The sequence below is a fragment of the Frankia sp. CcI49 genome (assembly GCF_001983215.1).
Lineage (GTDB): Bacteria > Actinomycetota > Actinomycetes > Frankiales > Frankiaceae > Parafrankia > Parafrankia irregularis.
In genome coordinates, this window is the sequence record NZ_MOWP01000026.1 from 19146 (window position 1) to 33667 (window position 14522).

Consider the following 14522-nt stretch of genomic DNA (forward strand, 5'->3'; position numbering starts at 1 on the left):
CAGCCGGCCGCTGAGCCGCTCCGCCGGCACCGGCACCGGCGCCGGGCGCGCGGTGCGACGCGCGAGGAGAAAGGACCGGAGCGGAAAGGTGACAGACACGTGAGAAGGAGCGCCGAGCCGCGCCCCGATTCTCGGCGCCGGGTGGGCGACAGAATGAAGCTGCACCGCCACCAGCTCCGGCTCGACGGCCGGGCCTGTACGGCCATCACTCTCCGGCCCGGTGGCTATGCCAGGTTCAGCACCAACAACTACCACGAGACCTGGCACGTTCTCAGCGACTGGCATGGCGCCCGCCTTCTCGGCCGACTGTTGTGGGGCCTCGCCTATCAGCGGATTCCGGGCACGTTCGTCCTCATTGACCGTCCCTTTCTCGCGCCCAATCCCTTCGACGCCGCCCCGAGCGACCCCATCGTGCTCCTGCCGTCCACGCTCACCACCTTTTCCGCCGCCGCGGCCCGTGCCCTGCGCAGAACGCTCCCGCTGGGCCGGCGGCCTGAGGGGACGGTCCGTTGGCACACCCCCGGCCTGGACTCCGCCGTGGCCGACAACCGCGCGTGGCAGGCCGCACCACTCGGCAGCCGGCAGTGGCCGGCCTGGGAGCCGGACCCGAGTCCACGGCCGTGGGTCGACCGGATCGGCGGCCTGATCGTCATCGCGGCCGCACCGGCCACGCTCAGGGAACACGCGGTCAGGATTCACCGCCTCGGCGACTACTCGCACGACGGTATGGACTACACCGACCTCACCTGGCCACACGGCGAAGTCCAGGTTTTCTCCGACTACCGCCACCGCGTGCGCGCCGCCGTGGCCGCGCGCCGGGAAATACTCACCGAGCAGCCCGGCCCGACCCCACCGGACGAGCTCAACCCGACGATCTGGGATCGGGGCAGCTCCATCCGCGATCGACAGCTCGACCATCTTCCCCGCGTCCGGGAACCCGAAGGCGTCGCGCCGCCTCCCCCGGCGCCGGCCGAGAGCCGACCGGGTTTCAGCGCGAGTTCGAGGCCGTCAGCAGTGGGATGAGCTGTTCGCTGGAGGTAAGTGAGCCGTGGTGGCCGGCGAAGCGGCTCGACCGTGGTTCGACGCCTGAGCGGATCAGGGCGAGGGTCCCCTGCGCGGCGACGACGACATCGCCGATGCGGGGCCGGACGTGCTCGGCCACCCGCGGGCCGAACCAGCCCGCCTCGATCGCCTCGTGGCGGCGCAGCACCAGCGCCCGCTCACCGAGGATCTCGCCCCAGGCGCGCCACACGTCGTCCGTCGCGCCTGGGTGGGTGTACAGGTGCCGGGTGCGCGCCTCGCCGCCGAACAGGCGCACGCCGTCGAGCAGCGCCGGTTCGGTGTCGACGTCCACCCGGTCCTGCTCGGCGACCGCGACCATGCCGTGATCGGCGGTGACCACCAGCAGGCCGCCCGGTGGGAGGCCCGCGGCGATCCTGGCGGCAAGCTGGTCGACGACGGCCAGCTGCTCCTGCCAGGGATCGCTGCCCGGCCCGTACCGGTGCCCCAGCAGGTCGAGATCGCCGTGGTAGGCGTAGCAGAGGATCGGGCCGGGGCCGCGCAGCTCGTCGCGCACCCCGCTGGTGAGATCCCCCAGGGCGTGGGCCGCGCGGTGCCGCCCGCCGCGCAGTGCCGCCCGGTTCAGGCCGCTGCCGTCATGGTGCGCCGGGCCGACGAGCCGCACGGCCACCCCGGCGGCCGCAGCCCGCTCGAAGGCGGTCGCGCGGGGCTGGAACTGCTCGGGCACGATCCTGTCCCGCAGGTCGACCGACGAGTCGCCGTCACCACCGCCGGCACCGTTGCCCTGGCTGCGCCAGCCCAGCGCGTTGAGCACCTCGTCGGGCCCGACGGCGAACGAGTAGCCGACCACACCGTGCTCACCAGGCGGCATTCCGGTACCGATCGCGGAGACGCTCGTCGCCGTCGTCGCCGGGAAACCCGCGGAGATCGGCTCCCGGCCGGCCGCCAGCGAGGTCAGGAACGGCGCCTGGTCGGCGTGCTCCCGCAGCAGCTGCCAGCCCAGCCCGTCCACCAGCAGCACGCACACCCTGGACGCCGCCGGCAGCCCCAGGACGTTGGCCATGCCCGGCACGTCCATCCCGGCCAGCACGGACGGCATCACGTCAGCGAGCGAACCCGCCCGGTAGTCAGGCGCGAGGAAGCTCATGATCCACGATCATAGGCCGTGCCCAGCCTCGCCGGCAGGGCTACGCGGGGAACTGAGCCTCGGTGGGGTGGCGGTCAGGCGATGGTGAGTTGGATGTTGCCGATGCGGGCGACGACGTCGAGGTGGCCGCCGAGGCCCGTGATGTAGGCGCGCAAGGTGTCGAGGCCCATCGCGCCGCCGTTCTCGATCTGGCTGATTCTGGCCTGGGTCAGCCCTGTGGCCTCGGCGAGCTGGGTCTGGGTGACGCCGAGTTGGCGGCGGATCTCGGCGAGCTGGGCGCCGCTGACGGAAGCGAGCATCTGTGCGCGCATCTCGGCGCGGCGCTCGACGCGTTCAGCATTGTCCCAGGTGGTATCAGCGGCGCGGGCCTTGGATTTGACCTCACGCCAGTTCGACGGGCTCACGGCTGGTCCTCCTCAGTCCTCTTCCTTCAGGCGGGTCAGATGGTCGGTGAACCGTTCGTCCGCGAGGGGGATGGCGGTCCGGTACCACTCCCTCCAGGCTCCGGCCTTGTCGCCCGCGACCAGGAAAATCGCCTCACGGCGGGGATCGAAAACGAAGATCATACGGACCTCGGTGGAGCCTGCCGAGCCAGGTCGGAGCTTCATGTGGTGGTAGATGCTGCCTTTTCAGGCGGTCCACGAGCGGCCGGCCCAGGGCCGGCCCGTTCTCGGCGAGCACGTCGATGGCCTCGGAGACCAGGTCCGCGCGCTCGTCGGGTCCGTGCGGCACGGATCGAGGAACCAGTCCTCGACCGCAGGGTGCAGCAAGATCTCCCACACATCGACGAGTATAAGTCATCCTTATGATCGCCAGCAGCCCCGACGATCACAGGCCGAAGCGCAACGGACGGAAACCTGACTACACAGGTTGGCGATCCGCGATCGCGCCCCTTGGAGGGCAGGAAGCTCTGCGAATGAACGGAAGACGAACATTCGAGGGTGTCATCCCGTACCCGTTGACCTAGCTATGGCGCATGCCCGACCGTACTTCACATGACAGGTTCGGGGCGGCGGCCAGGCAGGTGGAGCCAGTGCGGACCGGGCAGTGCCGCGCCCGGAGCCGGAACATCGTGACACCCACCCGCGCATGACGACCCGGGTAGCGCTCACGGTGCTACCCCACGCCTCCTACGTGGATGATCCCGAACACGGAAATTCGAGGCCACGACTCGGAATCCCGAGGATTTTCGTCGTCCTTGGCGTGTCGCAAAATCCCGAGAAGTGGTGGACCCTGGGCCACCGATATCGACCTGGTGGCCCTGTCCGCGCCCACACGACGAACCGCCGGGGATCCCGCACCACCACACGGCGCCCGCAATTCCTGCCAATAAGGACAAAATAGGCGAGGGAGTCGCTTGGCGATCCGCAAGAAGCGAGGATTTCGGTTGCTGCAGCAGCCAGAATCCTCCTTTCTTGCTCGGAAGCGGAAGCGGAAGCGGCGGCAGCCCTCACCATCAGACTTCTGATCGGAGTTGTATCCATGATGGCCAGCTTCTTCAGACGCCCGGCGCGGCGCCTCGCCGCGGGAATGGCCGCCGGAGTCCTCGCCGCCGGCCTCGTCGGTGTCGTCGCCGGCACGGCACCCGCCCAGGCGGCGACCCTGACCCCGAAGCTCCTGTTCGTCGGCATCGACGGCGCGGGTGAGATCGCCCGGGTCGACGCCGCGAACGCGCCGAACCTCGACGCGCTGCGCGCCTCGGGCACCTGGGGCAGCACCCTGCTGTACTCGACGGCGAGCGACTCGGACTGGGGGCAGAAGGGCGCGCAGACGCTGTCGGGCCCCGGCTGGTCGACGATGCTGACCGGGGTCTGGCCCGCGAAGCACCACGTCGTCGACAACACGTTCTCCGGCAAGCAGTACGCGACCTACCCGAGTTTCATCGACCGCATCGAGCAGGTCAGCCCCAGCCTGCGCACGGCGGCCTTCGCGACCTGGTCACCGCTGGTCACGAACGTCACCGCGGGCGGAACCATCCTGCACGCCGACACCTCTCTCGCCGGCGGCCCGGACGCCACCACCGCCCAGGCCGGCGTCAACGCACTGGCCGACCCGGCGACCGACGTCGTCTTCGTCGCCCTCGACGACGTGGATGCCGCGGGCCACAGCTACGGCGCGAACAGCACCCAGTTCACCCAGGCGATCGAGACCGCCGACGCCCGGCTCGGCCAGCTGCTCACCGCCATCAACGCCCGCGCGACCCGGGCGAGCGAGCAGTGGACGATCATCGTCACCGCCGACCACGGCCACAAGCCGACCGGCGGCCACGGCGGGGCGACCATCCCCGAGCGCAGCACCTACGTGATCGTCGCCGGTGACGGCGTCCCCGCCGGCTACCGCAACGACATCCAGCTCGCCGACGCCGGCGCCACCGCGCTGTCCCGGATGGGCATCACGATCAACCCGGCCTGGGGCCTCGACGGCGTCCCGGTGGGCAGCCACGCCGCCGACGCGTTCGACGGCCTGCGCTCGTCCCTGCTCAGCCGCAGCGGCGAGACCGGCATCCCGACCACGGTCAAGGGCTACACGCACACCCCGCCGGCCGGCTGGAGCGTCGACAACTCCGCGATGCCGACCGGCGGCATGGAGGAGTGGAAGGGCTGGACGTTCACCACGCAGGACTTCTGGTCGCGCGCCCAGGCCAGCCAGGCCCGCGAGAACGCACTGCTCGTCCGGGACGTCTTCGCCGTCGCCGACTCCGACGAGTGGGACGACGTCTCGCACGGCTCCGGGGCGTTCGACTCGACGCTGCTCACCCCGCAGTACCCGGTGACCGCCGGGCAGACGGTGAAGCTGAGCTTCTTCTCCGACTTCCGCGCGGAGGGCAGCCAGACCGGCCGCGTCTCGGTGCGCTTCAACGGTGGCACCGCGACCCAGCTCGCTGCCCTGACGACCACCAGCGAGAACGGCCTGCGCACGGTGACCGCCACCGTCCCGGCCGGAGCGACGAACGCCCAGTTCCTGCTGCGCTACACCGGCACCAACAACTGGTACTGGGCCGTGGACGACTTCAAGGTCACGACTTCCTGACCGCCGGGCTGAGTCCGTCCTCGCCCTGGTAGCGAGGCCGGCACGGCCGCCGGCGCGGACCAGACCCCGCGCCGGCGGTCATCTATTTATCATCATATCGATGAACAATAAGGTTGAGGTTCGCGTGGGGTCCGGGGCCGGCCTGTGAACCGGTGGCTGGACGAGCTGGCGCAGCAGGCCGCCGCGGTACTACCGACGGACGTGTACGACTACTTCCGCCAGGGCGCCGGTACCCACGCCGCGCTCGACGAGGCGACGCCGGCCTGGGACGCGCTACGTCTGCACCCCCGGGTGCTGCGGGACGTCACCAGCGTCACCACCGAGACGACGGTGCTCGGCGCCCCGGTGCAGACCCCGGTGCTGGTCGCCCCGACCGCCGCCCAGCACGTGGTCGAACCCGGCGGCGCGGTGGCCACCGCGCTCGGCGCGGCGAAGGCAGGTTCCCTCGTCTGCGTGTCCTGCATGACCAGCCGGCCCTACTCCGACATCCGCGACGGCGGTGCGCCGTGGTGGGCACAGGTGTACGTGCTGCGCGACCGCTCCCTTACCGAGGATCTCGTGGGGCGGGCCGAGGCCGCCGGTGCCGCCGCGCTCGTCCTCACCGTCGACACCCCGGTGATCGGCGACCGTCCCTTCCCCGCGCCCAGTGCGGACGCACCCTGGTACGGCGGCGAACTTCTGACCAGCTATCCCCCCGGCCCCATCGCCGCCGCCCTCACCTTCGACGACATCGCCTGGCTGCGCGGCCTCAGCCGGCTGCCGGTCATCGTCAAGGGCGTCCTGCGCGCCGACGACGCGCTGACCGCCGTGCGGGCCGGGGCCGGCGCGGTCGTCGTCAGCAACCACGGCGGCCGGCAGCTGGACGCCGCGATCCCCACCGCCACCGCCCTGCCCGCCGTCGCCCAGGCGCTGGCCGGCACCGGCGCCGAGGTCTACGTCGACGGCGGGATCCGCAGCGGCGTCCATGTCCTGGCCGCGCTCGCGCTCGGGGCCCGCGCGGTGCTGCTCGGCAGACCCGTCCTGTGGGCACTGGCGACGGGCGGGGCCGACGGCGTCCACCRCCTGCTGAGCACCCTCACCTCCGAGCTGCGCCACGCCATGACCCTCGCCGGCGCCCGCAGTCTGGACGATCTCACCCCCGACCTGCTGGGCTTCGCCTACGCCACCGGAACCGCCTGGCCGTAAGGGGGTCAACGGCAACAGCCGTGATCAGCCCGGCCCCCAGCCGAGTAGGCAGCTCGTGATCGGCCGGCCCGGAGCCAGCGTGTCGGATGGCGCCTGCGCCAGCGGAGCAACCAGGTATTGGCGGCAAGGACGTCCAGGCGGCCGTTGCGGACGAAGGCGGGGACGTCCGTCATCCCGTCGAGGATGAGCTGGATGCCGGGGCGGACCTCGCTGGGTGGACGGCGCCGCGCGGGCCGGGCTGGTGTTGGCCGCGCTGGCCAGTGCGAACAGGTGGAGGCGCTCCGCCTCGTCGAGGTGTAGGGCGGTGGCGACGGCGTCCTGCACGCCTTCGGAGGCGCCGGCCAGGTTGCCCTTCTCCAGGCGGGCTTGGTAGTCGACGCTGACTCCGGCGAGCCGCGCTTACCTCCTCGCGCCGCAGGCCGGGAACGCGCCGGTTCGTCCCGTAGGTCGTCAGCCCCGCCTGCCCGGGTGTGAGCCGGCGCGGCGGGTGACCAGGAAATCGCGGGCCTCGGACCGGCTGGCGTTCATGTCTCCGCGCTAAGTGCGTCCCGCCGGGGCATGGGGGTTCTGTCAGAACCTGGAAGTACGTGACCTCCCACGCCGGCCCGAACGCCGGTTGCATGGATGCCGTGGCCGAGGTCAAGGCCCAGGCCACAGCCAGATCAGGAAGGAGCCACGTGATGAGCGCATGGACATCTTCGGAGCTTGACGCCCTCGGCGCCGCGGAGGAGCTGACCATCACCACGAAACGACCGGACGGGACGCTACGCACTCCCGTTCCGATCTGGACGGTGCGGGTCGAGGACGAGGTTTATGTCCGTTCCTGGCGCGGGCGCGGTGGTGCCTGGTACCGGAACACCTCGGCCCAGGGCGCGGCGCACATCCACGCGGCGGGCGTCGACTGCGACGTCACCGCCACCGGACCGGATGTCTCCGTTCGAGCAGCAGTCGACCGGGCTTACCGCGCGAAGTACTCCCGCTTCGGCGACAGGTACGTGCTGCCCATGGTTGCCGACGCGGCGGCCAGCAGCACACTGCGGCTGCGCCCCACCGACTGACAACCAACCGGCCGGCAGGCGACCGGCAGGCGACACAGGGACTGAAAGGCCAACTGGATGCACACGCGAACGCTCGGTCAGGGGCTGCGCGTCTCCGCCGTCGGCATGGGCTGCATGGGCATGTCGCAGAGCTACGGTCCGAACCCGGGCGACCGGCAGGCGATGATCGGTGTGCTCCGGTACGCGCTCGACCTCGGGATCACGTTCTTCGACACCGCCGAGGTGTACGGGCCGTACGTCAACGAGGAGCTCGTCGGGGAGGCACTCGCTCCCGTCCGGGAGCAGGTGGTGATCGCGACGAAGTTCGGCTGGCGAATCGAGGGTGGCCGCTCCGTCGGGCTCGACAGCCGGCCGGCCCAGATCAGGGCGGTGGCGGACGCTTCCCTGCGCCGGCTGCGCGTCGACACGATCGACCTGTTCTACCAGCACCGGGTCGACCCGGACGTCCCGATCGAGGACGTCGCCGGCACGGTCAGCGAGCTGATCAAGGCTGGGAAGGTGCGCCATTTCGGCCTGTCCGAGGCCTCGGCGGCGACGATCCGCCGGGCGCACGCCGTCCAGCCGGTCACGGCGGTGCAGAGCGAGTACTCGCTGTGGACCCGCGACCCTGAGCCGGAGGTCCTCCCGGTCTGTGCGGAGCTGGGCATCGGCTTCGTGCCCTTCAGCCCGCTCGGCAAGGGCTTCCTCACCGGCACGGTCGACCCGTCGACCACGTTCGCGTCCGGGGATGTGCGTGCGACGATTCCCCGGTTCACCGCGGAGAACCGGGCGGTGAACCGGGCGCTGGTCGAGCACGTCGCCGCGCTGGCGCGGGCGAAGCAGGCGACCCCGGGGCAGGTGGCCCTGGCCTGGCTGCTCGCCCAGCAGCCGTTCATCGTGCCGATCCCCGGCACCCGGCGCCGCGAGCGGCTGGTCGAGAACGCGGGTGCGACCTCGGTGGCGCTCTCCGCCGTCGAGGTCGCCGACCTCGACGCCGTCGCCCAGCGCCTGGGTATTCACGGCGATCGCTACAACGCCTACCACATGGGCCTGGTCGGGCACTGACGGTACGGGACCGCCGCTGGCGAGGCGGGCGGCGGCGCCGGCCTGGGAAACCGGTCCGGGGAAGAGGGTGCGCGGGCGGGGCGCACGCCAGATGCTGGGAGGGACGAACGAGACCACGCGGGGCATCACGTCCCGCGCACAGCTGGAGGCCGCACCGGTGACCCAGACCCCCGAGACGTCCCAGACACCAGTTCCCGGAGCGCCCGGAGCACCCGCGACGAACGGGCCCGCCGGAGCGGCCGGGGCCTCGGGGACGTCCGAGGTCGTTCGGGTGGTGCGGGGGCGGGTCGGGCGGCTGACGCTCAACCGGCCGAAGGCGATCAACGCCCTGAGCCATCCCATGGTCGACGCGATGGACGCCGCGCTGCGCGACTGGGAGCACGACGACCAGGTGGACGCCGTCCTCGTCGACGGTGCCGGTGAGCGCGGGCTGTGCGCCGGCGGCGACATCCGCTCCTTCCACGCGGACGCCTGCTCCGGCGGCACCGGGTCGCTGGGCTTCTGGGCCGACGAGTACCGCCTCAACCACCGGATCAGCACCTACCCGAAGCCCTACATCGCCCTCATGGACGGCATCGTCATGGGCGGCGGCGTCGGGATCTCCGCGCATGGCGGCGTCAGGGTCGTCACCGAGCACACCAGGCTCGCCATGCCCGAGGTCGGCATCGGCCTGGTGCCGGATGTCGGTGGCACCTGGCTGCTCGCCCGGATGCCAGGTGAGTCGGGCACGCACGCCGCGCTGACCGCGGGCCACCTCTCCGGCGCGGACGCGCTGTACGCGGGTCTCGCCGACCACTATGTGCCCAGCGAACGGCTGCCCGCGCTCATCGACGCGCTCACCGCGACGACCGACGCCGGCAACCCGGCGAAGATCGTCGAGGAGTTCACGGTAGTGCCGCCGCCCAGCGCCCTGGAAGCGAACGCGGGCTGGATCGACGCCTGCTACGGCGCCCCGACCGTCGAGGCGATCCTGGCCCGGTTGCGTGAACACGGCGATCCCGCCGCCGCGGCTGCCGCCACCGAGATCGAGGGGATGTCACCGACCGCGCTCACTGTCACACTGCGGGCGCTGCGCGCCGCGGCCGGGCTGCCCGACCTGTGGGCGGCGCTGGTCACCGAGTTCCGCGTCTCCGGTGCCAGCCTGCGTTCCCACGACCTGCGCGAAGGCATCCGCGCCCAGATCATCGACAAGGACCGCAGCCCCCGCTGGAACCCGCCGGCCCTGGCCGAGGTGTCGCAGGAGCAGGTCAGCGCGTTCTTCGCCGTGCCGCCGACCGGCGACCTTCGGCCCCGCCAGGGATAGCCGGCGACAGCCGGACGAAACGCGCCGAGCGGTCCTTCCCGGACGGCGGTCCACGAGTGCGCCGCACGGTTGAATGTGCCTATGGCACAGGCGATTCGGGGGGCGTGGGGGCCAGATGAACAGTCCGGGTGACGGCGGGATGCCTTCGGGGCGGCGGCGGATGGGTGTCGGGGAGGTCGCCGCACTGGTCTCGGCGGTCGTCGCCGTGCTTGGCCTTCTGTTAGCGGTGTTCGGAGGGCAGCTCACCGGCGCTTCACCGCCGGGCGGCTCACTCGCCTACGGCGCCGACGCCCCTTCGATATCGACGGCTTCCGCGACGCCGGCCGTTTCGCGGACTCCGGTTTTCGAAACGCCGACCGATTCCGATTCCGCGGCGTCGGCCGTGCCGACCTTGTTCGCGTCGGCCACGCGGTCCGGTCCGGCCGCGGCGCCGCCCGTGCTGCCGGCCGGCTGGCGCCGGGTCAGCGAACCCGACCTCACTGTCACGTTCGCCGTGCCGGACGGTTGGAACCGGGTGGTCAAGAACGAGCTCCAGAGCACCTGGCATTCCCCGGACGAGGTCCATGCCATGAGCGTCAAGCGGGACACCACGCACGGGTCGACACCCGAGAGCGCCGCCGCTGGGCAGCTCGCCTGGTACCGCAACACGGCTGAGTCCTCCATGGCTGACCTCGAGCCTGCCAGCCACCCGATCCGGCAGAACGGCAAGGACGCCCTCTGGCTGGAGATGGACTACCACTGGGTCGGCCAGGCCGAGCCGCGCAAGCGGGTCGAGCTGTTCGTGGCGGGCCAGGCAGGCCAGGTCTACCAGCTGCTCTTCGACACCGCGGCCACAACCGAGAAGCTGGCGATCCAACAGCAGATGTTCGACATCGCACGCGAGCAGCTGCTGATCGACGCATGAGACCGTCGGCGCGAGTCCGCGGCAGGGGACGACCAGCACCTTGACACTCATCAGTGCCATTTCTAATGTCGAGGTCAGTGTCGATACCGAGGGAGCCGTCGCCGGGCGGCATCGGTCGGTTCCGAACGTGCGGAAAGGTCGATGAGCGTGATCAGCATCAGCCCGGAACTGCCGACGATCTTCGATGCCGACAACCACTACTGGGAGACGAGCGACGCCTTCACCCGCCACCGTGACCCGAAGTACGCCGATCGCGGCGTGCTGGTGAAGGAGATCGACGGGCGGATGCGCTACGTCGTCGGTGACGAGCCGCATCCCTGGATTCCCGGCCCCGGTGACGTCAACCCGCGGCCGCGGCCCGGCGCGCTGTACGAGTACTTCGCCGGCCGGGGCGCCAAGGCCGACGTGGCGCACATGCTCACCTGCGAGCAGCCGGCCGATCATCCGGAGTGGTACAACCGGGATGCCCGCCTGCGGGTCATGGACGAGCAGGGCCTGGAGGCGATCTGGCTGTTCCCCTCCCAGGGCGTGTGCATGGAAGGCCCGATGCAGCCCGACATCGAGGCGGCGGTGGACATCTTCCGTGCCTTCAACCGCTGGCTGGACGACGACTGGGGCTTCGCCTACCAGAACCGGATCTTCGGCGTTCCCTACCTGACCCTGTCCGACCTGGACGGCGCGATCCGGGAACTCGAATGGGCGATCGGGCGCGGCGCGCGCATTGTCACGATCCGGCCTGGGCCGGTCTTCACCGCCGACGGGACGAAGTCGCCCGCCGACCCGGTTTTCGACCCGTTCTGGGCACGTGTCGCCGAAGCCCGGCTGGTGGTGACGGCGCACGCCGGCTTCGACGAGGGGCATCGCGAGGTCGAGGACGCGATCGCGCACACCTGGGGCTATGCGAGCCGGCGGCGCGCCGGAAAGGTGTCGTCGCTCGCGTTCTACGAGCCATTCGTGGACGCCCTCATGCACGAGCGCCGCATTCACGACTTCCTGGCCGCGCTGGTCTGCCACGGCCTTTTCGAGCGGCATCCGGGTGTCCGCTTCGCCTCGATCGAGAACGGCGGCACCTGGGTTCCGTCGCTGCTGCGGGTCCTGCAGCGCCTGCACAGCCAGAACCCGGGCATGTTCTCCCGCAGCCCGGTGGACCAGTTCCACGAGAACGTGTGGGTCTCCCCGTTCGTCGAGGAGACGGTCGCCGAGCTGGCCCGGTCGGTGCCGGTGGAGCGAATCATCTTCGGGTCGGACTGGCCGCACGCCGAGGGCGTCGCCGAGCCGAAGGACTTCCTCGCCAACGTCACCGACTTCCCGGCCGCGGACCAGCGCAGGATCATGGCCGAGAACGCCCGGGAGCTGACCTTCGGATAGTGCCCATCCCTGCGGTCAGGCGCCTGCGTCCGGCGGCTCGGTACCGTCCGGAAGTTCCGTGCCGAGACCCGAATACGAGCTGTACGAGTTATACGAGCGCCGGGCCGTGTCTTCGACGTCCTTGCCTTGCACGGTCGTAGAGCGGGCCTTCCCCGAGCTGGCAGCCGTCGGCGGCGAGTCGGTGTTCCTGCCGCTCGCCGCGGACGGCGGGGGCGATCACGGTGAGACCACGCCGGATGGCGGCGCCTACCAGCGCGGACCGGATCGTGTCCGCCATCGTCGGGTCGCCTTCGCCACTGCCCCGGTTTCCGGCTCCCGCGCCGGCCGCCGCGTCGCCGGCGTCACGGTTGGCGGGTACCTCACCGTCCACGCTGGTGAGGGCCGCGTCGAGGCGGATGATGTCGATGGGCAGCAGACGCAGCAGACGCAGTGTGGCGGCGTCGCCGGCCGCTTCGGTGAGGGCGCACCGGACACCGCTGCGGCGCAGCTGGCCGAGCACGTTCCGGGCCGCGACGAGGTCACCGACCTCGGCCGCCGCGGCGCTGAACGCGGGAACGACCACGCGGGGCGGGAGCCCCCGCTCGGCGAGTGCCTCGAGGATCTCGGCGGCCAGCGACGGCTCGGCAGCACGGCCCGCGGAGATCGGGACGAGCACGGCGGGGCGGTCGACATCCGCATCCGCACCGTCATCCGCACCGGCGCAGCCGGCGTCCGCCGTGTCATGGCCGAGCTCCTCGCAACAACGCTGGAGCAGGAACGTGTCGATCGCCCGAGCGAGCCCGCCGCGGCCGGCCAGGCGGTACAGCCGACCGGCATCGACGCGGCCGATCTCCGGGTGGTTCCAGCATGGTCCGGCGTCGAAGGCGACGACGCGACCGTCCCTGAGGTCCACGACATCGCGGTAGACGACGTCCAGCGTCCCGTTGCCGGGCTCGCCGCGCAACGCCGCCGCGAGCTGACCACCGAGCTGTATCGGGGAGTCCGAGGAAGGCCTGCCGGCCCTCCTGACGACGAGCCCACCCCGCTTCGCACGTTTGGCCGCGTACATGGCGATGTCGGCATCCCGCAGCAGGCTGTCGGCCGTGACGGTTGTCGCCCCGCGGTCGCCCGTTCCGGGGGACAGCTCGCTGACGACGAGGCCGAGGCTGATCCCGACGGGGTAGCTGTGCTCCCCCAGGTGGAAGGGGGCCCGCATGATGTTCCCGAGCCGGCGGGCCACCGGCTCCGGATCACCACCCGCACCGCCGAGGACGACGGCGAACTCGTCTCCGCCGAGGCGGGCGACCGTGTCCGTGTCACGGGTCCCGTGCTGGAGCCGGCCGGCGACGACCTGCAGCAGCGCGTCGCCCACGGAGTGCCCGAGGCTGTCGTTGATCTGTTTGAAGTCGTCGATGTCGCAGTACAGCACCGCGAGTCGTCGGTGGTCGCGGACGTGGGCGGCGACGGCCTGTTCCAGCCGCACGGCGAACAGCGCCCGGTTCGCCACTCCGGTGAGGGGGTCGTGGAACGCCTGATGGTGCAGTTCGCGTCGGCTGGTGTCCACCAGGGAGAGCAGGCGGGCGTTCTCGCCGATCGTCGCCAGCTGCCGGCAGACGAGGAACACCAGCAGGCCGATCAGGCCGAAGAAGTCGAGCTCATCGGCCCGCGCGCCGGTGGCGAGCCGGGTGAGGGTGACCGCTCCGGCCGCGCCGAACGCGAGATACGGCAGGACGGCGCGCACGCTGAACACCCAGGCACCGGTCTGCGGGCTCGGCTCCGACGGCAGCGGTCCGGGCGGGGGCGGGACCAGCGCCGCACTGATCATGAGCAGCCAGGAGACGAGGTAGCCGAGGTGAACCGCCGCCGGCACCACTCCGTTTGTGGCCGCGGCCAGGTACAGGTAGACACCCATCGTCACCGACATGACGGCCATGCCCGCCGCGAGCAGTATCAGCGTCGGCAGCGAGCGGGGCCGGCGGGCCGTGGCCAGCAGTGCCGCCACCACGACGAGAACCAGTCCGATCGCGATGGAGCTGAAGACGATCGCCAGGGCCGGCCTGCTCAGCGTGGTTCGGTGGACGACCGGCGCCAGCAGCGTCGACCAGGCGACGAGTGCGCCGGAACCGACGATCAGCGCGCTGTCGAGCACGGTGATCACATACCAGTGCCGACCGTGCGGCCGCGGCAGGCTGCGCGGGCCCGCCCGGGCGAGCACCAGCTCGGACGGCAGGAGCAGCAGCCCGGCGAGCGCCGGCAGGTAGGCGAGCAGGAACGTGGCGTGCACAAGCTGGATCTCGTTGTAGACATCGGCGCCGTGGACGATGCCGTGCCAGGAGTTCGCCGACGCGATCAGGAAGCCGCCGAACGTGGTCAGGGCGACCAGCAGGCGCCATCGCCGGTCGTTCCCACCGGCGCGCCGCGCGGTGGACAGCAGCACCACGGTGGCCACCAGCGTCGCCGCCGTGCAGGCCATATCGACAGCCT

Annotated in this window: 12 protein-coding genes and 2 pseudogenes; 8 read left to right on the forward strand and 6 right to left on the reverse strand. The window is 71.3% G+C overall.

The features are described 5' to 3' along the window. Positions 1–153 precede the first annotated feature (153 nt). A complete protein-coding gene (locus CcI49_RS22155; RefSeq protein WP_131831152.1) occupies positions 154–1023 on the forward strand; it encodes a hypothetical protein in 870 nt (289 codons plus the stop codon). Here CcI49_RS22155 and CcI49_RS22160 read toward each other — a convergent pair. The 3 genes and pseudogenes from CcI49_RS22160 to CcI49_RS22170 all read right to left on the reverse strand — a co-directional run bounded on the left by CcI49_RS22160 (position 989) and on the right by CcI49_RS22170 (position 2949). After that, positions 989–2167, reverse strand: a complete 1179-nt coding sequence (locus CcI49_RS22160) for an alkaline phosphatase family protein (RefSeq protein ID WP_054566217.1) — start codon at positions 2165–2167, stop codon at positions 989–991. The genes CcI49_RS22155 and CcI49_RS22160 overlap by 35 nt on opposite strands. A gap of 74 nt (positions 2168–2241) precedes the next feature. Next, positions 2242–2571 carry a helix-turn-helix transcriptional regulator gene (locus CcI49_RS22165; protein ID WP_076829033.1) on the reverse strand — a complete coding sequence of 110 codons (330 nt, stop codon included), beginning with the start codon at positions 2569–2571 and terminating at the stop codon, positions 2242–2244. Positions 2572–2583: 12 nt separating this feature from the next. Next, positions 2584–2949, reverse strand: a pseudogene (locus tag CcI49_RS22170) (type II toxin-antitoxin system RelE/ParE family toxin). Positions 2950–3652: 703 nt separating this feature from the next. On the opposite strand from CcI49_RS22170, the gene CcI49_RS22175 reads away from it, so the two are divergent. Beyond that, a complete protein-coding gene (locus CcI49_RS22175) occupies positions 3653–5197 on the forward strand; it encodes an alkaline phosphatase family protein (RefSeq protein ID WP_083749671.1) in 1545 nt (514 codons plus the stop codon). 144 nt (positions 5198–5341) lie between these two features. Next, positions 5342–6382, forward strand: a complete 1041-nt coding sequence (locus CcI49_RS22180; RefSeq protein ID WP_076829035.1) for an alpha-hydroxy acid oxidase — start codon at positions 5342–5344, stop codon at positions 6380–6382. Between the two features lie 116 nt (positions 6383–6498). Here the strand turns inward: CcI49_RS22180 and CcI49_RS44510 are convergent. Then, positions 6499–6910, reverse strand: a pseudogene (locus CcI49_RS44510) (helix-turn-helix domain-containing protein); the annotation flags it as partial. A gap of 152 nt (positions 6911–7062) precedes the next feature. Between CcI49_RS44510 and CcI49_RS22185 the strand changes: the two are divergent. The 3 genes from CcI49_RS22185 (at position 7063) to CcI49_RS22195 (ending at position 9787) form a co-directional block, all read left to right on the forward strand. Beyond that, positions 7063–7440: a DUF2255 family protein gene (locus tag CcI49_RS22185; RefSeq protein WP_054566209.1), complete on the forward strand. Its 378-nt coding sequence runs from the start codon at positions 7063–7065 to the stop codon at positions 7438–7440. Positions 7441–7497: 57 nt separating this feature from the next. Continuing rightward, positions 7498–8484 carry an aldo/keto reductase gene (locus tag CcI49_RS22190; protein ID WP_076829038.1) on the forward strand — a complete coding sequence of 329 codons (987 nt, stop codon included), beginning with the start codon at positions 7498–7500 and terminating at the stop codon, positions 8482–8484. 157 nt (positions 8485–8641) lie between these two features. Beyond that, complete coding sequence (locus tag CcI49_RS22195) at positions 8642–9787, forward strand: enoyl-CoA hydratase/isomerase family protein (protein WP_076829355.1); 1146 nt, start codon at positions 8642–8644, stop codon at positions 9785–9787. A gap of 276 nt (positions 9788–10063) precedes the next feature. On the opposite strand, the gene CcI49_RS42635 is transcribed toward CcI49_RS22195, so the two are convergent. Next, positions 10064–10309, reverse strand: a complete 246-nt coding sequence (locus tag CcI49_RS42635) for a hypothetical protein (protein WP_198955593.1) — start codon at positions 10307–10309, stop codon at positions 10064–10066. A gap of 46 nt (positions 10310–10355) precedes the next feature. Here CcI49_RS42635 and CcI49_RS42640 point away from each other — a divergent pair, with 46 nt between their 5' ends. After that, entirely contained in the window at positions 10356–10691 is a 336-nt protein-coding gene (locus tag CcI49_RS42640; protein ID WP_198955594.1) for a hypothetical protein, read from the forward strand. A gap of 141 nt (positions 10692–10832) precedes the next feature. Next, a complete protein-coding gene (locus tag CcI49_RS22205; protein ID WP_076829049.1) occupies positions 10833–12059 on the forward strand; it encodes an amidohydrolase family protein in 1227 nt (408 codons plus the stop codon). A gap of 88 nt (positions 12060–12147) precedes the next feature. Here the strand turns inward: CcI49_RS22205 and CcI49_RS22210 are convergent, their stop codons facing one another. Further along, on the reverse strand, positions 12148–14511 hold the full coding sequence (locus tag CcI49_RS22210; RefSeq protein WP_054566205.1) for a diguanylate cyclase: 2364 nt from the start codon (positions 14509–14511) through the stop codon (positions 12148–12150). Positions 14512–14522: the final 11 nt, after the last annotated feature.